15 protein-coding genes and 1 other RNA gene are annotated in these 20,543 nt (G+C 31.7%); 10 read left to right on the top strand and 6 right to left on the bottom strand.

Annotated features, from left to right (window positions below):
• Positions 1–12: 12 nt before the first annotated feature.
• The 9 genes from cdd to mutL all read left to right on the top strand — a co-directional run bounded on the left by cdd (position 13) and on the right by mutL (position 10,947).
• Positions 13–417 carry a cytidine deaminase gene (gene cdd, locus B2Y85_RS07075; RefSeq protein WP_372519781.1) on the top strand — a complete coding sequence of 135 codons (405 nt, stop codon included), beginning with the start codon at positions 13–15 and terminating at the stop codon, positions 415–417.
• Positions 414–2,438: a Na/Pi symporter gene (locus B2Y85_RS07070; RefSeq protein WP_372519780.1), complete on the top strand. Its 2,025-nt coding sequence runs from the start codon at positions 414–416 to the stop codon at positions 2,436–2,438. The genes cdd and B2Y85_RS07070 overlap by 4 nt, the downstream gene beginning before the upstream one ends.
• 81 nt (positions 2,439–2,519) lie before the next feature.
• Entirely contained in the window at positions 2,520–3,452 is a 933-nt protein-coding gene (locus B2Y85_RS07065) for a UDP-glucuronic acid decarboxylase family protein (RefSeq protein WP_372519779.1), read from the top strand.
• Positions 3,449–4,324 (top strand): glucose-1-phosphate thymidylyltransferase RfbA, encoded by an 876-nt coding sequence (gene rfbA / locus B2Y85_RS07060; protein WP_372519778.1) that lies wholly within the window; start codon positions 3,449–3,451, stop codon positions 4,322–4,324. The genes B2Y85_RS07065 and rfbA overlap by 4 nt, the downstream gene beginning before the upstream one ends.
• The gene (gene miaB, locus B2Y85_RS07055) at positions 4,311–5,573 is read left to right on the top strand and encodes a tRNA (N6-isopentenyl adenosine(37)-C2)-methylthiotransferase MiaB (RefSeq protein WP_372519777.1); all 1,263 of its coding nucleotides are present in this window, start codon (positions 4,311–4,313) and stop codon (positions 5,571–5,573) included. Before rfbA ends, miaB begins: the two co-directional genes overlap by 14 nt.
• Entirely contained in the window at positions 5,573–6,115 is a 543-nt protein-coding gene (locus tag B2Y85_RS07050; protein ID WP_372519776.1) for a lytic transglycosylase domain-containing protein, read from the top strand. Before miaB ends, B2Y85_RS07050 begins: the two co-directional genes overlap by 1 nt.
• Before the next feature lie 3 nt (positions 6,116–6,118).
• Positions 6,119–8,707 (top strand): DNA mismatch repair protein MutS, encoded by a 2,589-nt coding sequence (mutS, locus tag B2Y85_RS07045; RefSeq protein ID WP_372519775.1) that lies wholly within the window; start codon positions 6,119–6,121, stop codon positions 8,705–8,707.
• Between the two features lie 13 nt (positions 8,708–8,720).
• Positions 8,721–9,143, top strand: coding sequence for a PilZ domain-containing protein (locus B2Y85_RS07040; RefSeq protein WP_372519774.1), 423 nt, complete (start codon positions 8,721–8,723; stop codon positions 9,141–9,143).
• 1 nt (position 9,144) lies between these two features.
• Positions 9,145–10,947 (top strand): DNA mismatch repair endonuclease MutL, encoded by a 1,803-nt coding sequence (gene mutL, locus B2Y85_RS07035; RefSeq protein ID WP_372519773.1) that lies wholly within the window; start codon positions 9,145–9,147, stop codon positions 10,945–10,947.
• A gap of 159 nt (positions 10,948–11,106) precedes the next feature.
• Here mutL and B2Y85_RS07030 read toward each other — a convergent pair whose 3' ends face one another.
• From B2Y85_RS07030 to B2Y85_RS07005, 6 genes are all read right to left on the bottom strand, one after another.
• Entirely contained in the window at positions 11,107–13,491 is a 2,385-nt protein-coding gene (locus B2Y85_RS07030) for a sodium-translocating pyrophosphatase (RefSeq protein ID WP_372519772.1), read from the bottom strand.
• 230 nt (positions 13,492–13,721) lie between these two features.
• Positions 13,722–14,113: a transfer-messenger RNA gene (ssrA, locus tag B2Y85_RS07025) on the bottom strand.
• Positions 14,114–14,118: 5 nt separating this feature from the next.
• Positions 14,119–14,598, bottom strand: a complete 480-nt coding sequence (gene tadA / locus B2Y85_RS07020; protein WP_372519771.1) for a tRNA adenosine(34) deaminase TadA — start codon at positions 14,596–14,598, stop codon at positions 14,119–14,121.
• Positions 14,599–14,659: 61 nt separating this feature from the next.
• Complete coding sequence (locus B2Y85_RS07015) at positions 14,660–15,064, bottom strand: acyl-CoA thioesterase (protein ID WP_372519770.1); 405 nt, start codon at positions 15,062–15,064, stop codon at positions 14,660–14,662.
• Positions 15,065–15,112: 48 nt separating this feature from the next.
• Positions 15,113–16,411: a hypothetical protein gene (locus B2Y85_RS07010; protein WP_372519769.1), complete on the bottom strand. Its 1,299-nt coding sequence runs from the start codon at positions 16,409–16,411 to the stop codon at positions 15,113–15,115.
• Positions 16,412–16,629: 218 nt separating this feature from the next.
• The gene (locus B2Y85_RS07005; protein WP_372519768.1) at positions 16,630–17,874 is read right to left on the bottom strand and encodes a hypothetical protein; all 1,245 of its coding nucleotides are present in this window, start codon (positions 17,872–17,874) and stop codon (positions 16,630–16,632) included.
• Between the two features lie 182 nt (positions 17,875–18,056).
• Between B2Y85_RS07005 and B2Y85_RS07000 the strand changes: the two genes are divergently transcribed.
• On the top strand, positions 18,057–20,366 hold the full coding sequence (locus B2Y85_RS07000; protein ID WP_372519767.1) for a hypothetical protein: 2,310 nt from the start codon (positions 18,057–18,059) through the stop codon (positions 20,364–20,366).
• The last annotated feature ends 177 nt before the right edge of the window (positions 20,367–20,543 follow it).

Raw genomic sequence — 20,543 nt, 5'->3', positions numbered from 1 at the left:
GGAATTAAATTTATGAATAAAAAACAAGCATATAAGCAATTGTTGGAGTTTGCCAAACAGATAGCTGGAAATTCTTACAGCCCGTATTCAAAATTTGCAGTCGGTGCGGCCGTTCTATGCGAAAATAATAAAGTTTTTTGCGGAACGAATGTCGAAAACGCGTCTTACGGTTTAAGTATGTGTGCCGAAAGAGTTGCCGTATTTACTGCGGTTGCCAACGGTTGTAAGAAAATAAAAGCCATTGCGATATATTCGGAGAAAGGTAATGTTACTCCGTGCGGAGCATGCAGACAGGTTTTGTCGGAATTTTCAAAGACGGCGGATGTTGTTTATAATACGGGAAAAAACAGTTTTAAAACAGTAAAAATATCAAGTTTGTTACCTAAATCTTTTAGTGGAAAAACATTAAAAAAATGAAAATAAAAAACATATTGTTTTGTTTGTTTTTAATGCTTTTGCCTGCGATTTGTTTAGGACAAAATTTTGTTTTAACCAAAGTTTCCGGTGATAAACAACTTGCCGTTAGAGGAACCGAAATAAAAAATGAGCTTGTTGTTCGTTTAACGGACAACGAACAAAATCCGGTTGCTAATGCAAAAGTTGATTTTATAATAGCAGACGGCAGTTCCGAAACAATTCAAAAAAGACAAGTTCTTACAGATGAACGCGGATATGCAAAATCAAAAATTTTTATAAATAAAAAAACAGAAGATAAGCTGACGATTGTTGCTGATGTTGCTGATTTTTTATCTGTCCCTGTTTATTTTAACGTTTCAATATTAAGTAAAAGTTGGATATTCATAATGGTTGCAACAATGTTGGGCGGAGCGGCTCTTCTTCTTTTCGGAATGTTTAAAGTTAATTCCGCTTTTCAACAGATTGCAGGACAAAATATCAGAGCAATTCTTACAAAGTTTACCAACACGAGATTAAAAGGTTTTTTTACAGGTTTTATTGTAACGGGAATAAATCAGTCGAGTACTGCAACACTGTTACTGCAAATTACACTCACAAGTGCCGGTGTAATGACATTCTTTCAGGCGATGTCTGTTACAATAGGTGCTTCTGTTGGTTCTACCGTTACGGGACAACTTGTAGCTTTTAAACTTGTTGACTATGCATTAATAATTACAGCTGTCGGATACTTCTTATCTTTCTTTTCAAAAAAAAGAAAAATAATAGAAATCGGTGATGCTATTTTCGGGTTCGGTCTTTTGTTTTTCGGTATGAAACTAATGTCTGATTCAATGCTTCCGATAACATTGAATAATGAACTTTTGGCTACGATTGCCGACTTACAATCACCGTTTTGGTTAATAGTTATCGGTATAATTTTTACAATTTTTACGCAAAGCAGCGGTGCAACCGTGGGCATAATTATAGTGCTTGCATCATCGGGTATTTTATCTTTACTTCAAGGTATTTGTATTTGTTTGGGAGCACAAATAGGAACATGTTCCACTGCGATGGTTGCTTCACTCACTCAACCCAGGAGCGGCAAAAGAGTTATGCTTTGGCATTTGGGATACCAAATTTTAGGTGTGGTTTTGGTTTACCCTTTTATATCTTTTGTTTATTATAAAGGGGAACTGTGTTGGACATATTTCGTTAAATATTTTACTTCAACTTTTATATTTTCGAACGATATAGCAAGACAAATAGCTATGTCTCATACATTGGTAACTTTGTTTACCGCATTTATAATTTTACCGATAGTTCCTCTGCTTCATAAATTAATAATGTTTGTTTATCCGAGTTCCGCGGTTGAAAAACATTTCGGGACTGCATTTATAGACGAAAAATATATTGAAGAACCTGAAAAAGCGCTCAAATTATCTAAACAGGAAATAGAAAGATTGTCCGAAATTGTGTCGGATGTAATGAAAGATTCGATAAATGCATTAAAAACAAGACATGAAATAGTTATAGAAAAAATAAAATATAAATGTTTACAAATTTCTAATTTGGCAGATGAAATAATTCCTTATTTAACAAAAGTGGGGCAAAACGAACTTACCGAAAATCAATCTCAAAGAGAAACTATGCTTTTATATATAGTCGCGGATTTTGAGCAGATAGCAGATATTATTAACAGAAATATTATTTACATATCACAAGAAAAGATGAGAAGACATTTAAGATTTTCCGATGAAGGATTAAAAGATTTAAAGCATATGCACAATATTGTTTATACCAATTGTTCAAAAATTATAGATGCTTTTATTAAAGAAGATGAGGTCTTGGCAAGAGAAGTAAGCGACGATATAGATAAATTAAACGAAATAATGCATGAATTAAAAAGAAATCATATTGCAAGGTTGCATGCCGGTTTGCAGGAATCCATCGATACTTCCAGCCTTCATTTGGATGTATTGGATCAGTATATGAAAATCAATGAAACATTGCTTGATATTGCAATAAATATTTACGATGTTTAATCTTTAACTTTTCTCTTCCCGCAATTTGTAAATACACACAACAAATTTATATAATAATAAGATATTCTTAGGAGATATAAAATGAATATTTTATTAGCCGGCGGAGCAGGTTTTTTAGGCTCTCATTTTTGTGATTTTTTGTTGGAAAAAGGACACAGTGTTTACTGCATAGATAATTTTATTACCGGTAAAAAGGAAAACATAAAACATCTTTTGAATAATAAGAAATTTAAATTCAAAAAAATAGATATAACAAAAAAATTTTCCATAAAAGAAAAGTTTGATTGTGTAATTAATTTTGCTTCTATAGCAAGCCCTGTATTTTACTATAAATATAAAATAGAAACATTGCTTGTAGGTTCTTACGGAACATACAATTTGTTGGAACTTGCAAGAAAAAATAAAGCAAAGTTTTTAATGGCATCCACAAGTGAAGTTTACGGTGATCCGGCTTGTAATCCGCAGAAAGAAACTTATTGGGGAAATGTTAACCCTATAGGTAAAAGAAGTATGTATGATGAATCAAAAAGATTTTCCGAAGCATTGATTATGAATTATCACAGAGTTTACGACCTTGATACAAAAATGGTAAGAATTTTTAATACTTACGGGCCGAGAATGAACATGAATGACGGCAGAGTTGTTCCGCAATTTATAAATCAGGCATTAAACAATAAACCTATTACCGTTTTCGGTAAAGGAACACAAACAAGAAGCCTTTGTTATGTGTCTGACTTAATTGCCGGTATATATAAGTTGTTAATATCTAAAGAACATACTCCGGTAAATATCGGTAACCCTCATGAATTGACGGTAAAAGAGATAGCCAAAACAATAATAAAATTAACAAACAGCAAATCCAAAATAATATATAAGCCGTTGCCGGAAGACGATCCTAAAAAAAGAAGACCGGATATTTCAAAAGCAAAAAAGATATTAAAGTGGGAACCGAAAGTGGATTTAAATCAAGGTTTATTAAAAGCCATAGATTACTTTAAAAGGAGTAAAATATGAAAACAAAAGGTATTATCCTTGCCGGCGGAAAAGCTACAAGACTTTACCCTATAACTTCAACAATTTCAAAACAGTTGTTGCCTGTTTATAATAAACCCATGATATATTACCCTCTATCCGTATTGATGCTTGCGGGAATAAAAGATATTTTAATAATTTCAAATTCTTCCACGTTACCCAGACTAAAAGATTTATTCGGTAACGGTAACAATTTAGGTATAAATATTTCTTATGCCGAACAAGAAAAGCCCAACGGACTTGCCGAAGCATTTATTATCGGTGAAAAGTTTATCGGTAAGGATAATGTCGCTTTAATATTGGGTGATAACATATTTTTCGGTCACGGATTTTCGGATATTTTAGATAAAGCAAAAAACAGAAAGAACGGTGCAACAATTTTCGGTTATTATGTTGAAGATCCCTGCAGATACGGAATAGTGGAACTTGATAAAAATAAAAAGCCCATATCTATCATAGAAAAGCCTAAAAATCCTAAATCCAATTGGGCTGTTCCGGGATTATATTTTTATGATAATTCCGTAATAAAAATAGCCAAAAGTATAAAACCTTCGGCAAGAGGGGAACTTGAAATAACGGATGTAAACAAAATTTATTTAAAAAATAAAAAGTTATCCGTAGAACTTTTGGACAGAGGTTTTGCTTGGCTTGATGCGGGTACATACGATTCGTTGTTAGATTCTTCTTTATTTATAAGAACCATAGAACAAAGACAGGGAATAATGGTAGGTTGTTTGGAAGAAATAGCATATAAAAGAGGTTTTATAAACAAAAAACAATTGTTGGAAAGAGCAAAACAATTAAATTCCGTATACACAAAATATTTGGTAAAAGTTGCAAATGAAAAATATTAAATTTTATATAGAAACTATCGGTTGTCAAATGAATGTGAACGATTCCGATAAAATGGCGGAGATTTTATCGAAAAGAGGTTGTTTTCGCACGGAAGATATGTCGCAAGCCGATATTGTTATTGTTAATACTTGTTCGGTAAGATTTTCCGCGGAACATAAAGCATATTCGTTGCTTGGAAGACTAAAAGAACAAAAAGATGTAAATCCTAATTTGATTATAGGTGTTGCGGGTTGTATGGCTCAATATGCCGCAAAAGAAATAAAAACAAGATGTAAATTTGTAGATTTTGTTTTAGGTGCAAGAGATATAGATTTATTTTGCGAAACTATAAGTAAATATGTTCCCGATAATAAAGAAATAAATCAAAACAGAAACGAAAATAGTGAAGTGTTCAGATATATAACGATAATGAGAGGATGCAGCAATTTTTGTTCTTATTGTATAGTCCCTTATGTCAGAGGTCCGGAAGTAAGTATAGATTATAACGAGATATTGAAAGAAGTAAAGAAAGCTTGTGATGACGGTATAAAAGAAATAATTTTGTTGGGACAAAATGTTAATTCCTACAACTATAACGGTGTAAATTTTACTCAATTGTTACAAAAAATATCCGAGATAGACAAAGTTAAAAGAATAAGATTTATGACAAATCATCCGAAAGATTTGTCGGATGAACTTATAGATGAGATAGCAACAAACACAAAAATTTGCAGACATATTCATTTGCCGTTGCAGTCGGGTTCTAACAATATTTTAAAAGCAATGAACAGAAAATATACTTATGAACAATATAAAACTTTGTACGAAAAAATAAAAAATAAAATACCTGATATAAATATTACTAGTGATATTATAATAGGTTTTCCGGGAGAAACGGATAAAGATTTTCAAGATACTTTTAATGCTTCAAGACAATTACAATTCGGAGGACTTTTTATATTTAAATATTCACCGAGGCCCAAGACTCTTGCAGCAAAATTAAAAAATACGGTTTCTTTGGAAACAATAAAAGAAAGACACAGCCTTTTACTTGAAGATTCTAACATTATTTCTAAAAAAATAAATGAAAAATATATAGATAAGACTATAGAAGTGTTGGTTGAAAGAGTTAACAATAATGTTGCGGAAGCAAGAAACAGTCAAAATATAAAAGTATTTTTTGATACGAAAGAAAATTTAAAAGGTAAGACGGTTAATGTAAAAATAACAAAAGTTTTGCCTAACAGTATGTCGGGAATTTTACAATAATGAGAATTTTTAAATTGGTTTTGGGATTATGTTTGGTATGTGTTTTAGCAATGGTTTCTTACATTCTTTTTAATGTAAATAAAGCATTGAAATATTATCCGATAATCGAAAAATATGCTGTTGAATATAAAGTGGATCCGTTGTTTATAACATCAATTATAAAAGTGGAATCGAATTTTAATCCCGAGGCAAAATCTAAAAAAGGAGCAATCGGTTTAATGCAAATAATGCCGCCGACAGCAAAAGAAATTGCAGGGAAATATTTCGGTGTCACTGATTTCAATGAACAACAATTATATGATGCCGACTTTAATATAAAAATCGGTGTTTGTTATGTGAAAATATTGTCGGATATGTTTAACAATAATGCAAATTTAGTGCTGGCTTCTTATAATGCCGGACTGGGAAATGTTCAAAAGTGGCAACAGGAAAATCCTATTATCGAATATGATTCCGAAGAAATGCCTTTTAATGAAACCAAACACTATGTTTCAAAAATCAGTAAAATGTATGGTGTGCTTAAATATTTTAACAAAAGGTAGAATATGGCAACAAAAAAAGATGCAAATCAAGTTACTCCTCTAATGCAACAGTATTTGGATATTAAGGCAAATTATCCGGATGTGATACTGTTTTTCAGATTGGGTGACTTTTATGAAATGTTTGGCGATGATGCGATAAAGGCTCACAAAATATTGGAAGTTATACTTACAAAAAGACAAACAACTCCGATGTGCGGGGTGCCTTACCACTCAGTAAATAATTATATCAGAAAACTTGTAAAAGCAGGTTTTAAAATAGCGATTTGCGAACAGCTTGAAGATCCGGCATCGGTAAAAGGTATTGTAAAAAGGGGAGTTGTTAGAGTTATAACCCCCGGAACAATTTTGGAAGATAATTTGTTGGATTCCAAACAGAACAACTTTTTGATGTCTGTAATTGTGGATGCTTTAGACAAAAATGTAGCAATTGCAGTAAGCGATATTTCTACCGGAGACTTTTTTACATACAGGTCAACGTTATCTAATTTGGAAAACGAAATTACAAAATATAAACCCAACGAAATAATTATACCTCAAAAAGATTGCGCAAACGAAAAACTTCAAACAATATTACAAAAATTTGAAATATTAGCTTCACCGGTAAAAGATATTTATACTGATAGCGGTTATTGTGAAAGCTTTATAAAGAAAACTTTAAATGTTCAATCATTGGCACACTTTAACATTGCGGATAAACCCGACATTATTTCGGCTGTAGGAACTGTTTTTGTTTATATTCAAGAAAATCAACCGCAAACAATTTCCATATTACAGAATATAAAATATATAGAAAATAACGATTTTATGGTATTGGATTCCGTAGCTATAAGAAATTTGGAAATATTAAGATCGTTGTCTACTCTAAAACAAGAAGGTTCGTTGCTTGATGCTATAGATTCTACTGTTACGCCGATGGGCGCAAGACTGTTAAGAAATTGGTTGATAAAACCGTTATTGAATATTTCGGAAATCGAAAACAGGCAAAATAACACAAAAGTGTTTGTTGAAAATACATCGTTAAAAGAAGAACTCAGACAAGATTTAAAATCTGTTTGTGATTTGGACAGGATTGTATCAAGAATTGTTAGCGGCGGTGCTCATCCCAAAGAAATGTTGGCTTTAAAAGATTCTTTGGTAATAATAAATAATATCTTACAAAAGTTGGAAAAAGAAGCCTCTTTTAAGACCAATATTGATACAAGTGTTGCTTTAAACATTATAAACAAAATAGAAAGTTATATAAATCCGGAAGCGCCAATACTTTTAAAAGACGGTAACGTAATAAAAAGCGGAGTATCGAAAGATTTAGACGATTACAGACTTTTAAGTAAAGATGCAAAAAAATATATATCCGATTTGGAAGTAAAGGAAAAAGAAAAAACAGGAATAAACACTTTGAAAATCGGTTACACTTCCGTTTTCGGTTATTACATAGATGTAACGAAATCCAATGTTCATTTGGTGCCTGCCGAATATATAAGAAAACAGACACTTACAAATTCGGAAAGATACATAACCCAAGAACTAAAAACTCTTGAAGAAAAAATAATTTCCGCACAAGACAAAATTATAAAATTGGAAACGGAAATTTTTGTTTCGTTAAGGCAGGAAATAGCGACATATTCCAACTACATATTGAACTTGTCGGCAATGATAGCCGAACTTGATATATTCTTGTCTTTTGCCGATAATGCAATAAGGTTCAACTATTGTTGTCCTAAAGTTTCGGACAGCAAAAATTTGATCTTAAAAGATGCAAGACATCCGGTAGTTGAACAAATTTTAAAAAGTGGTAACTTTGTTGCAAACGATGTAAATTTAAACGATACAAGTGAACGTGTTATGATTATAACCGGTCCTAATATGTCAGGTAAATCGACATATTTAAGACAAACGGCATTAATAGTGATAATGGCTCAAATAGGTTCTTTTGTACCTTGCAGTTATGCCGAAATAGGTATAGTAGACAGAATATTTACAAGAATCGGTGCAGGTGACAATTTGGCGGGCGGGGAATCTACGTTTATGGTGGAAATGTCTGAAACAGCAAATATTTTGAATCAATATACGGACAGAAGTTTAATAATACTTGATGAAGTCGGCAGGGGAACATCCACTTACGACGGTATGTCTATTGCTTGGGCAATAATAGAATCATTTTCGGATATGTCCAACAAAAATAATGCAGGTGCAAAAGTTTTGTTTGCAACACATTATTTTGAACTTACATCGCTTGCAAATAAAAACGGTATAATAAACAAAAGTGTGGATGTTAAAGAGTGGAACGGTAATGTTATATTTTTGCATAAAATAGTTGATGGTGCTGCGGACAAATCTTACGGAATACACGTTGCAAAAATTGCGGGACTTCCGTACAAAGTAACAAAAAGAGCTTACGAAATATTGAACGGTTTGGAAAAAAATCTTCACAAAAATTTTTCTAAATTCGAAAATGAAATTCAGCAGCCGACCCTTTTTACTTCAATTGAGCCTGAAATTTTGATAGAATTAAGTAAGTTAGATGTAGATAGTTTAAGACCGATAGATGCATTGAAGTTGTTGTCCGAATGGAAAGAAAAATATAAAAAGTAGTACCGGAGGCTATATGTTGAATAGAAGAAAATATTCAAGACTTCCTGTAATAAAAAATGTAGCAAAAGAAATTTTCATATCTACGGATAAAGGCTATTTTCAAGGTTTAATAATTAATTTGTCGGCAGGCGGTTTATTGTTATTGATGTATGCCGATTTAGCGGTAGGCACAAATGTTTGTCTTTTGTTTGACTATCCTCCTTTGGAAACCGAACCCATTTTCGGTGAAGTTATAAGATCAACAAAAACAAAAGCTCTTGTAAGAGAAGTTGCAATAAAATTTACAAGTATTACCACGATAGATGCAAAAAAAATAAACAGACTTGCAATTGATTATATAGACTGTGAAAATAAGATAATGCTCGGTGCTTTGGATGTTTGCAGAAAGGAATGCAGTTATTATAATTTATGCGAAAAAAAGTTAAAGATAAAATAAAATGGCAATAAAGATTTTAGATGAGAATACTATAAACAAAATTTCCGCCGGAGAAGTGGTGGAAAGACCTTTAAATGTCGTAAAAGAGTTGGTGGAAAATGCTCTTGATGCAAACGCTACAACGGTATCGGTAGAAATAGAAAAGTCAGGTAAAAAGTTTATTTCAGTTTGCGATAACGGTTGCGGAATGAATAAAGACGATTTACAGATGTCTGTTTGTCGTCATGCAACAAACAAAATAACAAACTTTGATGACCTTTCAAACACTTTTTCGTTGGGCTTTAGAGGAGAAGCTCTGCCTTCCATTGCTTCAATTTCAATGTTTACAATAAAGACTCAGCAACAAGGTCAAAATTCCGGTTGGCAGCTTTCCATGAACGGGGAATCAAAACCTGAAATTCAGCCTTGGGCGGGAGCTTACGGAACAACAGTTGAAGTAAGAAATTTGTTCTTCAATACCCCTGCAAGAGAAAAGTTTTTAAAAAGCGATATAACCGAAAAAGCTAAAATTATAAGCTGCTTGGATGAAATTGCTCTTGTAAGAAACGATGTAAATTTAAAAATAGTATCAGACGGTAAAGTTGTATCCGATTATCATAAAACAGATTCAAAACTTCAAAGAATAGAAGATGTTTTAGGTAAAAATATTTCTCAAAAGTTGAAACATATTTCTTTCGGTCATCCGAAAGTTGAAATAGACGGATATATTACAACAAGACAAAATTCTTTTCCGCAAAAAAATATGCAATATTTATTTGTTAACGGAAGATGTGTAAATTATCCTAAATGGTTAATACATGCAATATATCAGGCATCCAAAGAAGCAATACCTATAGGAAGACATCCCGGAATAATATTGTTCTTGAAAACCAATCCGTCCGATATTGATATAAATGTTCATCCTACAAAAAGAGAAATAAAGTTTGTGCAGGAAAACCAAATGTATGAACTTTTTTACTCTTTTATTAAAAACTCTTTGGAATCGGATGCTCCGGCAAATATAATAAACGTTCAAAATGATTCTGTCTCTTCAAATGATATAAAAAATAATTTTATTCCGCCCGAATATAAACACAGCGGCGGTTATGGCGGTATAAAGTATCCTTCAAGACAATTTAGTGTTAAAGATTATCAGAATGTATATCAAACGCCGGTTATAAATAAAGAAGAAACAGGAATTACTTCTGTTTCGGAACCGGTAAAACTTACACAAACGGATTTATTGCAACAAGACAATTTTAAGTTTATAGGGCAAATTTTCGAAACATATATTTTGGTGGAAAAAGAAAAAAGTTTTTATATAATAGACCAGCATGCCGCACAGGAAAGAGTGAGATATGAAATGTTTTCAAATCAATTGGAACAAAACTCTTTGAAAATACAACAACTTTTAATACCGGATGTTTTTGAATTACAAAAATCAAAATCAATGTTATTAAAAAACAATTTGGACACATTTAAAAAATTGGGGTTTGATGTTGAAGAGTTCGGTGATAACAGTTTCAGGTTAACCGCATATCCGGCGCTATTGGGAAATAATGTTAACTTTATTGAAATAATAGATGTTTTGGTTGGTTTTTTGGAAGAAGAAAAAACTACCGATGTTGAACAGATAAAAGAAAAAATTATAAGAGCTTCCTGCAGAACAAGCATTAAAGCTGGGGACAAAATTTACGAACAACAGGCAAAAGCTTTATTAAGAGAACTCTTTGCTTGTAAAATGCCTTGGACATGTCCTCACGGAAGACCTACCGTTTACACATTAACTCTGTCCGATTTGGAAAAATTCTTTAAGAGAATTTAATACGACAATGTATAATTTATAATGTACAATATATAATTAACGACAAAAAACTGCAATTATTGTCGTTAAACTATAAGCTATAAGCTTTAAGCAAAAAAATAGCAGGTATTTTTTTAATACCTGCTATTTTTTATTAATCTATAAAATAAAACTTTCGTTTTATTTTATCAACATACTTGTAAATGATCTAACTACAAATATGATTGAAATTACAAAGAATATTGCTGCACAAACGATATGTGCTACAGGGTTTGTTAAAGTTAATGCAAGTTCCAAAGCCAACAAACCGAACAAAGTTGTAAACTTAATAATCGGGTTCAAAGCTACTGAAGAAGTATCTTTGAAAGGATCTCCGACCGTATCACCTACAACTGTTGCTTTGTGAAGTTCGGAACCTTTTTCTCTCATATCAACTTCAACGATTTTCTTTGCATTATCCCATGCACCGCCGGCATTTGCCATAAATATTGCTTGGAACAAACCGAACAATGCTATGGATATCAAATAACCTATAAAGAAGTAAGGTTCGATAAATGCAAAAGCTATTGTTGAGAAGAATATAACCAAGAACAAGTTCCACATACCTTTTTGAGCATATTGTGTACAAATCTTAACAACTTCTTTACTTTGTTCTGTAGAAGCTTTTGTTACTCCGTCAAGTTTAATGTTACCTTTAATATATTCAACTGCTTTATAAGCCCCGCTTGTAACAGCATGGTTGGATGCACCGGTAAACCAGTAAATTACTGCACCGCCTGCAATCAAACCTAACAAGAAAGGAGCATGTAACAATGATAATGAAGAAGCTACTGCACTTTCTCCGTTTGCTGCCATCAATGTAAATATAATGGAGAATATCATGGTTGTTGCACCAACAACTGCAGTACCTATTAATACGGGTTTTGCTGTTGCTTTAAATGTGTTTCCTGCACCGTCATTTTCTTCCAATGTTATTTTGGATTTATCAAAATTCGGCTCGAAACCGAAATCTTTCTTTATTTCTTCTTTAATGTTAGGAACATTTTCTATTAAAGAAAGTTCATAAACAGATTGTGCATTATCTGTAACAGGTCCGTAAGAGTCAACAGCTATTGTTACAGGTCCCATACCTAAGAATCCGAAAGCTACAAGACCGAAAGCAAATACTGCAGGGTGTCCCATAATATCAAATCCCGATAAAGAGCTTATTCCGTAAGCTATTGCCATAAGGAATATTATAACCATACCCATCCAATAACCGCTGAAATTACCTGATGTTAAACCTGCCAAAATATTTAATGAAGCACCGCCGTTCTTTGAAGAATTAACAACATTCTTAACAAAAGAACTTGACGTTGATGTAAATATTTTTACAACTTCGGGAATTACGGCACCTGCTATTGTTCCGCAGGTAATAATTACTGAAAGTTTCCACCAAAGTCCGTTTGCCAAATCTCCGATTATGAGGTTAGAAACTACAAAAGTTAATGCTATGGAAACGAAAGATGTGATCCAAACTAATGAAGTTAAAGGAGCTTCAAAGTTCATTTTATCTGCATTACCGTATTTTGATTTTGCAATTATTCCGTTTATCCAATAAGAAACAGCACTTGCAATCAACATTATAAGTCTCATTACGAATATCCAAACAAGAAGTTTAACCTGGTTTACAGGATCTTTAACTGCAAGTATAACAAATGTTACCAAAGCAACACCGGTAACACCGTAAGTTTCGAAACCGTCTGCTGTAGGTCCTACGGAATCACCTGCGTTATCACCTGTACAATCTGCGATAACTCCGGGGTTTCTGGCATCATCTTCTTTAATATTGAAAACGATTTTCATCAAATCCGAACCGATATCTGCGATTTTTGTAAAAATACCGCCGGCAATTCTAAGAACCGAAGCACCCAAAGATTCACCGATTGCAAAACCGATAAAGCAAGGTCCTGCTAATTCTCTCGGAACAAATACCAAGATTATAAGCATAACAAAAAGTTCTATACTTATAAGTAACATACCGATAGACATACCGGATTTTAAAGGAATTGCAAATGTTGGGAAAGGTTTACCTTTTAAACTTGCAAATGCTGCTCTTGAGTTTGCGAATGTGTTAATTCTCATACCAAACCATGCAACGGCATAACTTCCCAAAATACCTATAATACTGCAAAGAATAATTATTGCGATTTTAGCAAACGTAAAACCGGTGTTTGCAAAATAAACAGCTATTATTATAGCAAGCAAACATTCCAATATGATAATGAATTTACCTTGTGTTATAAGGTATGTTTTGCAAGTTTCATATATTAATTCAGAAACTTCCAACATAGATTTGTGAACCGGTAAATTTTTGATTGATTTGTACTGAACAAAACCGAAAATCAAACCGAAAACACACACTAAAAGACCAACGGTTAACAATGCCGAACCGCTGATTCCGCCCAAAAACGAAACCGATGACAAGTCGGGCAATACAAGATTTGCTTCACTTGCAAAACTTGGAACACTTGCCATAGCCACTGCAAATACTGCTAACAACAAACTTCTTACTTTGGCTAACATCTTTGCTACTCTCCTTTTTTGGGAAATACTCAATATTTCCGCTATTTTATATATATACTACATAATATACGTATGTAAAATACAAAATTTTGCTAAAGATTATATTATTTTAAGTATTTGTTGTCAATTTGGATTTTACGGGCTTTCTCCCGATATTATGTAAAAAATAAAAACAGATGAAATATTTTCATCTGTTTTAAAAATAAATTATATAAAAGTTCTTTAATTCTTGGTGGAGGTGGCGGGAATTGAACCCGCGTCCGAAAAAGTTTCAGTAAGAGTACTACAAGTTTAGTCCGGAAAGATTTATCTCGTTTATAAAACTATTACCGGACGGAATTGTTTTATAAACCAGTCCCGTTAGAATTTCATGCTAGCTTGACGGAACAAGCAAATTAACACTAACCTGCTCTTGTCGGTTTATCCTAATAGCAGGTGTCAAAGGTAAACCGTAGCTGAGTTAAGCAGCTATAGGCATGAATGCCGGAACCATAGGTTTCAACATCATGTTAGGAACGATTTGTTTGTCGTTTCTTTTTCGGTCGATTAGTAACCGAGCCATCGACCAACTCGGACTTGCACTCTTTACATCTTTCATTCCCGTCGAACCCAACTCACCCCCAAATGTTATGAGTTGTTGTTTCGTTTGTTTTTAAAGAACTCTTTTATTATTTTAGCACAATCCTGTTCTAAAAGTCCACTATATATTTTTATTTTGTGATTTGTTTTTGCTTTTGAAATATCTACAATACTTCCGCAAGCACCTGCTTTAATATCTTTCGCACCGAAATATAAATTTTTTATTCTTGCAAGAATTAATGCACCCATACACATCGAACAAGGTTCTATGGTAACATATATGGAACAATCATTTAATCTGTAATTGTTTAGTTTTTTACAGGCTTTTCTTATTGCAACAATTTCGGCATGAGCGGTGGTATCTTTTAATGTTATACTTTTATTATAACCTCTGGCAATAATTTTGTTATCTTTTACAATAACGGCACCTACAGGCACTTCATCTTTTTCTTGTGCGGTTTTGGCACATTTTAATGCTTGCTGCATAAAATAAATATCTTGCTCTGTCCACTTTATATCATTACTCATCGTAAAGTCCTGTTTTGTTGTCATCCCGTACTTGATACGAGATCTCGTAGTTTGTCGTTAATTATAAATTGCTTTCTATGTGTGGAATAAGCAATTCTCTTATGTTTTGCGGAATTCTTGTCGGCTTAAAAGCGTAATTTACCAACGGATGTTTTGTAAAACCTGTAACCAATAACTTGTCATTACATTTTACTTTATAACTGAAAGTGACAGTTACGTGCTTAAGTTCCGATATTGTTGTTTCAACCGTTATAAAGTCATCATAGTGTGCAGGAGCGTGATAGTTACATTGTGCGCTTACTACCGGAAAATAAAAACCCTGTTTTTCCATTTCATCATAAGTGTATCCTATTTGTCTCATAAGTTCCGTTCTGCCCATCTCAAAATATTTTAAATAATTTGAGTGGTAAACTACACCCATTTTATCGGTGTCTGCATAAGGTATTCTGTAATCAAATTTGTTCATTTTAGTACTCCAATATAAATAATTTATCAAATCAATAATTTAAAATTTTTAAAATAAAAGATTTATTAAAAATTTGTAATTATCTGCACTTGTTATGGCATAAAAAGCTGCTGCTTTTTTACAAAATAATAAAGATATATTTATAAACATCGAATATGCAAAAAAGATAATAAACAAAAAATTGAGAGTTTTTTTTAAATTTTTATCATCAACATAATTGATATAAAATATAAAAATTATTAAAGATAAAATATTTATTAAAGATAAATATTCTACCATATATCTTGTTATCATTCCAATAAAACTTGTGACAATGATACTAATGATAATCATTATTATCATTATGAATAATAAGGTAAAAATTTTAATATCATGTTTATAAAGTTTTTTAAGAAAAATAGGTAAAAAAATTAACATATAACTAAGAGGATAAGACCAAATAAAACCAACGATTTCATCATTTCCAAGACTATGTCCAACTGTTGGAGATAAAGAAAAAAAGGTTTTATCATCTATTAGAGGTAAATGGAAAAAGTTATTACATAATCCTTTCAAAAGATCTTGTAAATTTATGAAATAATCATATTGATTCAATGGATTTAGTTGATATTTCCAACCAAATTCAAAAATGGAGTCAAATCTCAGATAATTATATAAGGCAATTATTGTTCCATACAATAAACAAGGTATTAAAAAATAGAGAATAGAAACAATAATTTGATTAATACTTTCTGTCTCTTTGTAAGTTAGCCAAATAATAGCAATAAAAAATATTGGAATAAATAAAACATAGTAAGGCCTTGCACCAACAGAAAGACATAGTGTAAAAGATAAGCAGAAGAGAAGAATGTATTTGTTAGACTTTGTTTGTGCATACATGTAATTATAAAAAATATAAATAGACAATAAAAGTAAGAATATTGCTGTTGTAATAGCAACTTCATAAATAGAAGACTTGATAACTAAAAATGGCAATAAATTACAAAAACCAGTAATAAATATACAAAGAACTAAAATGTTCGGTGGAATATTCTGTATAACAGTTATTCTATCAGAAATCTTTTTAATAATAATTAATGAAAATAAAAAAATAAAGCAAGATAATATTAAAACTAACAATTTATCCGTTAAATATAGATTAGTAATTAAATTAAAAGGGAGATAAAAAAGAAGTACTGGAGTAATTCCAAAATATAGATATAATTTCCCCTTGTAGTAACTTGTATCAAATAAAGAAGGAATGTTTTTGAAATTTTTATAAGATATCTGATAATTTTTATATAGATTAGGATCTTTTGATAATAAGTTTTCATTGTCTTCGCAGATATATAATTTATAATTTTTCAATGATTTAACAATGAGATTGTAGTAATTAACACAAGAGTGGTAGCATAACAGTTTCTCGCTTGGATACAAATTGTTTATGTGGTAAAAATGCTTTGTTATCATAAAATAAGAAGAAAAGACAAAAAATAAAGAGATAAAGAAAAAAAGATTTCCCTTCTTCGGTACAAGATTTGCTAGTATTGAAAATAGAATGATAAGAAAAATAATAGAAAAAAGTTTCATTTGAAAATTTTTAAACCAAATTCATAGTATTTCATGCCGATAGGGGCTCCATATTCGTTTGTTTGCCAATCTATAACTCTGCGGTATGAGAGGTAACCGAAAATCAAAAAAAGACTCAAGCAAAGAAATAAAACAATGGTTTTAATATTTTTAATTTTAAGCCAATAGATGTATATTATACATTTTGCACAAATAAAAAATAATCCTATGTATGGAATATATGTGTATCTATCAGCTACAGCAAAATCTCCCGTTATGAAAATTCCACTTGCTGGCAACATAGATACTAAAAAAAAAGTAAATCCATAAGCAAAAATTTTAGTTCGTTTCCTCAATAAAATACAACAATAAAATAATATATACAATATAGATGGTGAGTATAGAATATACTTTGGGATTTCCGTTTGCATATCATAAAAATAAGGATACATGCAATATAACTTTATTGGTAAGAAAAATTTATCTAAATAAAATAAAATATTAAAATGTGCATTTATAAAATTTGTAAAGTGACCAAACAAATTGAAAAAATACTCTGTTGCGAATTCTTGAGGATAATGTGTTTTTAATGCAATTAGACTAAAAAATATTGCGATAATTATGTAAATAGAATAAGTTTTCTTTATTTTTATACTTTCGTTTAAATATGAGTCTACTAACATTAATATGACGGGCAATGTTATGGCCATTGCTTTAGAACAGCATGATAGAAAAAAAAGTAAAATGGATAGGATAAGGTAAGTTTTTTTATTATCATATTGTGCCTTTATATAAAAGAATAAAGAGGATAAATAAAAAAAAGCATATAGTAAATCTTTTCTTGCACTTATCCAACATACGACTTCAGTTCTTGTTGGGTGAATAGCAAAAAGAGCCGCGGTTAGAAAAGAAAGCCAAAAAGAGTTTGACAATTTAAAGAGAATTAAAAAAACAAGGATAATATTCAATACGTGTAGTAGAATATTGTCAAAATGAAAAATGGCTGGAACAAATCCAAAAAGTGTTATTTCAAAACTATAAGATAAGGTTACTAAAGGATGATACAAGCCTTCATTGATATAAAAGAAATTTTGATATATATACTTGCAAGATAATTCTTTTAGAGCACCGGAATACGATTTCAACATAACCCAATCATCAGTAAAGGCATATCCGGCATTTAATATAGGGATGAAAATAAGGAATGTTGCAAAAATAAAAGAAAAAAATAATAATATTTGATGTTTTTTTAAGTTTTTCATTTTTTTTGTATTGAAAATCTTTAGTTTTTATATTATACTAAAAAAAAAGAGAAAAGTTGGATAGAAATAGAATAAAATCAATTTTTACAAAAATTTCACAAATTGTTCTAAACTTTTTTTAAATAAAAAACTATAATAGTAGCAGAAAAGTTGGAGTTAAATTTATTTTAGGAGGTGTGGCCATGAACAAAAAAATTATGTCTTTTGTCTTGGCAATGGTTTTAAGTGTAGGTCTTGGCAGTGCAGTGTTTGGCAGTTATTCGTACTCTTCGTATGTAGATAGTTTTAATGAAGAGCATAACGGTAATACTTATACCGTTAACATTAATGATGCACATGATGTTTTAGGTGGAAATTTGACAGCAGTTTTTGGGTACTATGCTGGAAGTATTGTCGATATCAAAGGAGCAGATGGTTCTTTTACTCTCTATGATAGTTATGGACCGAGATTTTCTGCAAGTAACAAGGGTGATATTTGGCAAGTTACAGGTGTTGAATTGAGAACGTCTGATCTTGCAGAAATGGAGAAATATGATAGTGCTGAGGCTTTCTTTGCAACAATGGGATTTGATGTTTCTATGGTTGATATGAACGATACTGATTCTAATGGTCAACCAAAAGGAACAGGTACATCGATAACAAAAGAGTGGTGGTCTGCAGTGAAAAATGCATTGTCTAAAGGAGCAAATCATTCTGTAAGTATTTCTGCAGGAACATCTGTGACTGGTCCGATGGCAACGATTTCAGAGAATGGGAAAAGAATGCAGACTATTCAGTCAAATGCTGATTCTAACAGTGGAATTAAGACTATAGCTCAATATTATTATGATAGTAATGGATTTATGACTGGTTATGCTGAAAATGCATCGGAAGCTGTTAAGAGTGAAGATGGCACTACTACATATAAAGATCGTATGAATTATACTGCGATAACATATAATAAAAATGGTGTCATGACAGAAACAACTTACAAATTGTTTGACTGGACAAATAATCCATCTGCAACCGTCAATGCCGGCTTGAAAAGTGGAGAAATACAAAAAGCTGGTGCTCAGAAAACCGGAAGTGTTGGTGAAATTACAAGTGTAACTAAATATTCTGCAAATAATTCTAGATTGTTGTCCATAGATTACTCGACAAACAATACAACATATTTTGCTGGAGGGCAACCAAGTTATGTTCAAAATGAAAGCGGTGTTACTATAGGTTTGTATAGTTATACAAAAAATGGTATTATGACCGCATATTTTAATGCAGAAGGATTAGATGGTAATGGCAATAAAGTTGGATCTACCACCTTGTGTGATAAATGGGGAAGACAAGTTGGAACAGTGCTCGGTGGTTTAAATGATGGTAAGAATCCTTTCAAAAATGCATCGCAAAGAAAAAAAGATTTAGCTGAAATGAACAATATTTTAAGTGGAAATTCTGCTACAGCTGCCCAATACACATATAATTCTACTACGGGTAGATATGAAGCTAAAGAAGGTACTGGTACAAGAGTGCAGAGTATAAATATTTATCCAGATCAAATACTTAATGATTCTGTTAGAACACAGAATGGTTTTATTGATATGAAATATGTTCGTAATGAGATAAAGAAAGGACATCTTAATAATATCCTTAAAAACAATTTGAGTGGTTTTGGATATACTACTAAAGATTTGAAAAATATGTTGCTATATGCTCAAGGCGGAAGTTCTCCTATTGCATCTACACAAATTCAACATTCTACTTGGGATGGAGACAATATACCTGGTAAAGATGGTGTAACCGGATCATCTGATTATAGCCAAGCAACTACATCATCTAAAACTCAAAAATCTAAATCAAGTTTTGGTTCTCATACTTATGGGAGTTTGTATAAAACAGATACCAAGACAACGGCAGCTGGTATTACATATAATAATACAATATACTTCGGTGGTGCACAGGCATATCAAACGAAACATTGTGTAGTAACACAAGTTTATGAAAGTACGACACAATGGTATGAGCAGGATCCTGCCGTTAGGGGAACATATCAGGGAACCGTTGATATTAATGGTAAAACTTATGTTAAAGTTAGTGCAAGTGAAGTGAATATTATGGATGGAAACGGATTCCAAGCTGCTGATGGTGAAACCGTATTGGTTGATATCGATTCTTTAGATGAAGATACAAAGAATCAAATAATGAATATGAAAGAAGGCGATGAAATAATGTTTATGGGTGATGTTAGACAATCTGCAGATGGAAAATCTTTCACTATGGCAGTAAATACTGAATATAGTGGTGGTGTTGCTATGGGTGATAATATTTCTAAGATGAGAGAAGCTATACAGAATGAAAGTTTAGATTGGGTAAAACAGAATACTGCAATAAATTCAGCTTTGATAGGTGATCAGAATATTGGTGGAGATTGGAAATCTGGTTGGAATATATTGGTTAATGGTGGTAAAAAAGATCCGAAAGATCATATTCCTGCAGATGATATGCCAGTGTTGTTTTAGTTGATGTTATGATGTAATTTATAAAAATATCCTGCATAGAAATATGCAGGATATTTTTTATGCCGCTGATATATTAATAAGAGTTTTATTATATAGGACTGCATATACCAATTTAGTTGCAGACTAAGAAAATTTTAATAGTTGTAATAAAAAAGAGTGTTTTATATCGTTATATTA

Source organism: Candidatus Ruminimicrobiellum ovillum, assembly GCF_002392975.1.
Lineage (GTDB): Bacteria > Elusimicrobiota > Endomicrobiia > Endomicrobiales > Endomicrobiaceae > Ruminimicrobiellum > Ruminimicrobiellum ovillum.
This window is presented reverse-complemented; position numbering and strand designations above follow the sequence as displayed.

Coding starts and splice junctions, on each gene's coding strand:
- cdd (WP_372519781.1), top strand. CDS start 13: ATGAATAAAAAACAAGCATATAAGCAATTGTTGGAGTTTGCCAAACAG.
- B2Y85_RS07005 (WP_372519768.1), bottom strand. CDS start 17,874: ATGAAAAACTTAAAAAAACATCAAATATTATTATTTTTTTCTTTTATT.
- B2Y85_RS07030 (WP_372519772.1), bottom strand. CDS start 13,491: ATGTTAGCCAAAGTAAGAAGTTTGTTGTTAGCAGTATTTGCAGTGGCT.
- B2Y85_RS07000 (WP_372519767.1), top strand. CDS start 18,057: ATGAACAAAAAAATTATGTCTTTTGTCTTGGCAATGGTTTTAAGTGTA.
- B2Y85_RS07070 (WP_372519780.1), top strand. CDS start 414: ATGAAAATAAAAAACATATTGTTTTGTTTGTTTTTAATGCTTTTGCCT.
- B2Y85_RS07065 (WP_372519779.1), top strand. CDS start 2,520: ATGAATATTTTATTAGCCGGCGGAGCAGGTTTTTTAGGCTCTCATTTT.
- mutL (WP_372519773.1), top strand. CDS start 9,145: ATGGCAATAAAGATTTTAGATGAGAATACTATAAACAAAATTTCCGCC.
- B2Y85_RS07040 (WP_372519774.1), top strand. CDS start 8,721: ATGTTGAATAGAAGAAAATATTCAAGACTTCCTGTAATAAAAAATGTA.
- rfbA (WP_372519778.1), top strand. CDS start 3,449: ATGAAAACAAAAGGTATTATCCTTGCCGGCGGAAAAGCTACAAGACTT.
- tadA (WP_372519771.1), bottom strand. CDS start 14,598: ATGAGTAATGATATAAAGTGGACAGAGCAAGATATTTATTTTATGCAG.
- B2Y85_RS07015 (WP_372519770.1), bottom strand. CDS start 15,064: ATGAACAAATTTGATTACAGAATACCTTATGCAGACACCGATAAAATG.
- B2Y85_RS07050 (WP_372519776.1), top strand. CDS start 5,573: ATGAGAATTTTTAAATTGGTTTTGGGATTATGTTTGGTATGTGTTTTA.
- mutS (WP_372519775.1), top strand. CDS start 6,119: ATGGCAACAAAAAAAGATGCAAATCAAGTTACTCCTCTAATGCAACAG.
- miaB (WP_372519777.1), top strand. CDS start 4,311: ATGAAAAATATTAAATTTTATATAGAAACTATCGGTTGTCAAATGAAT.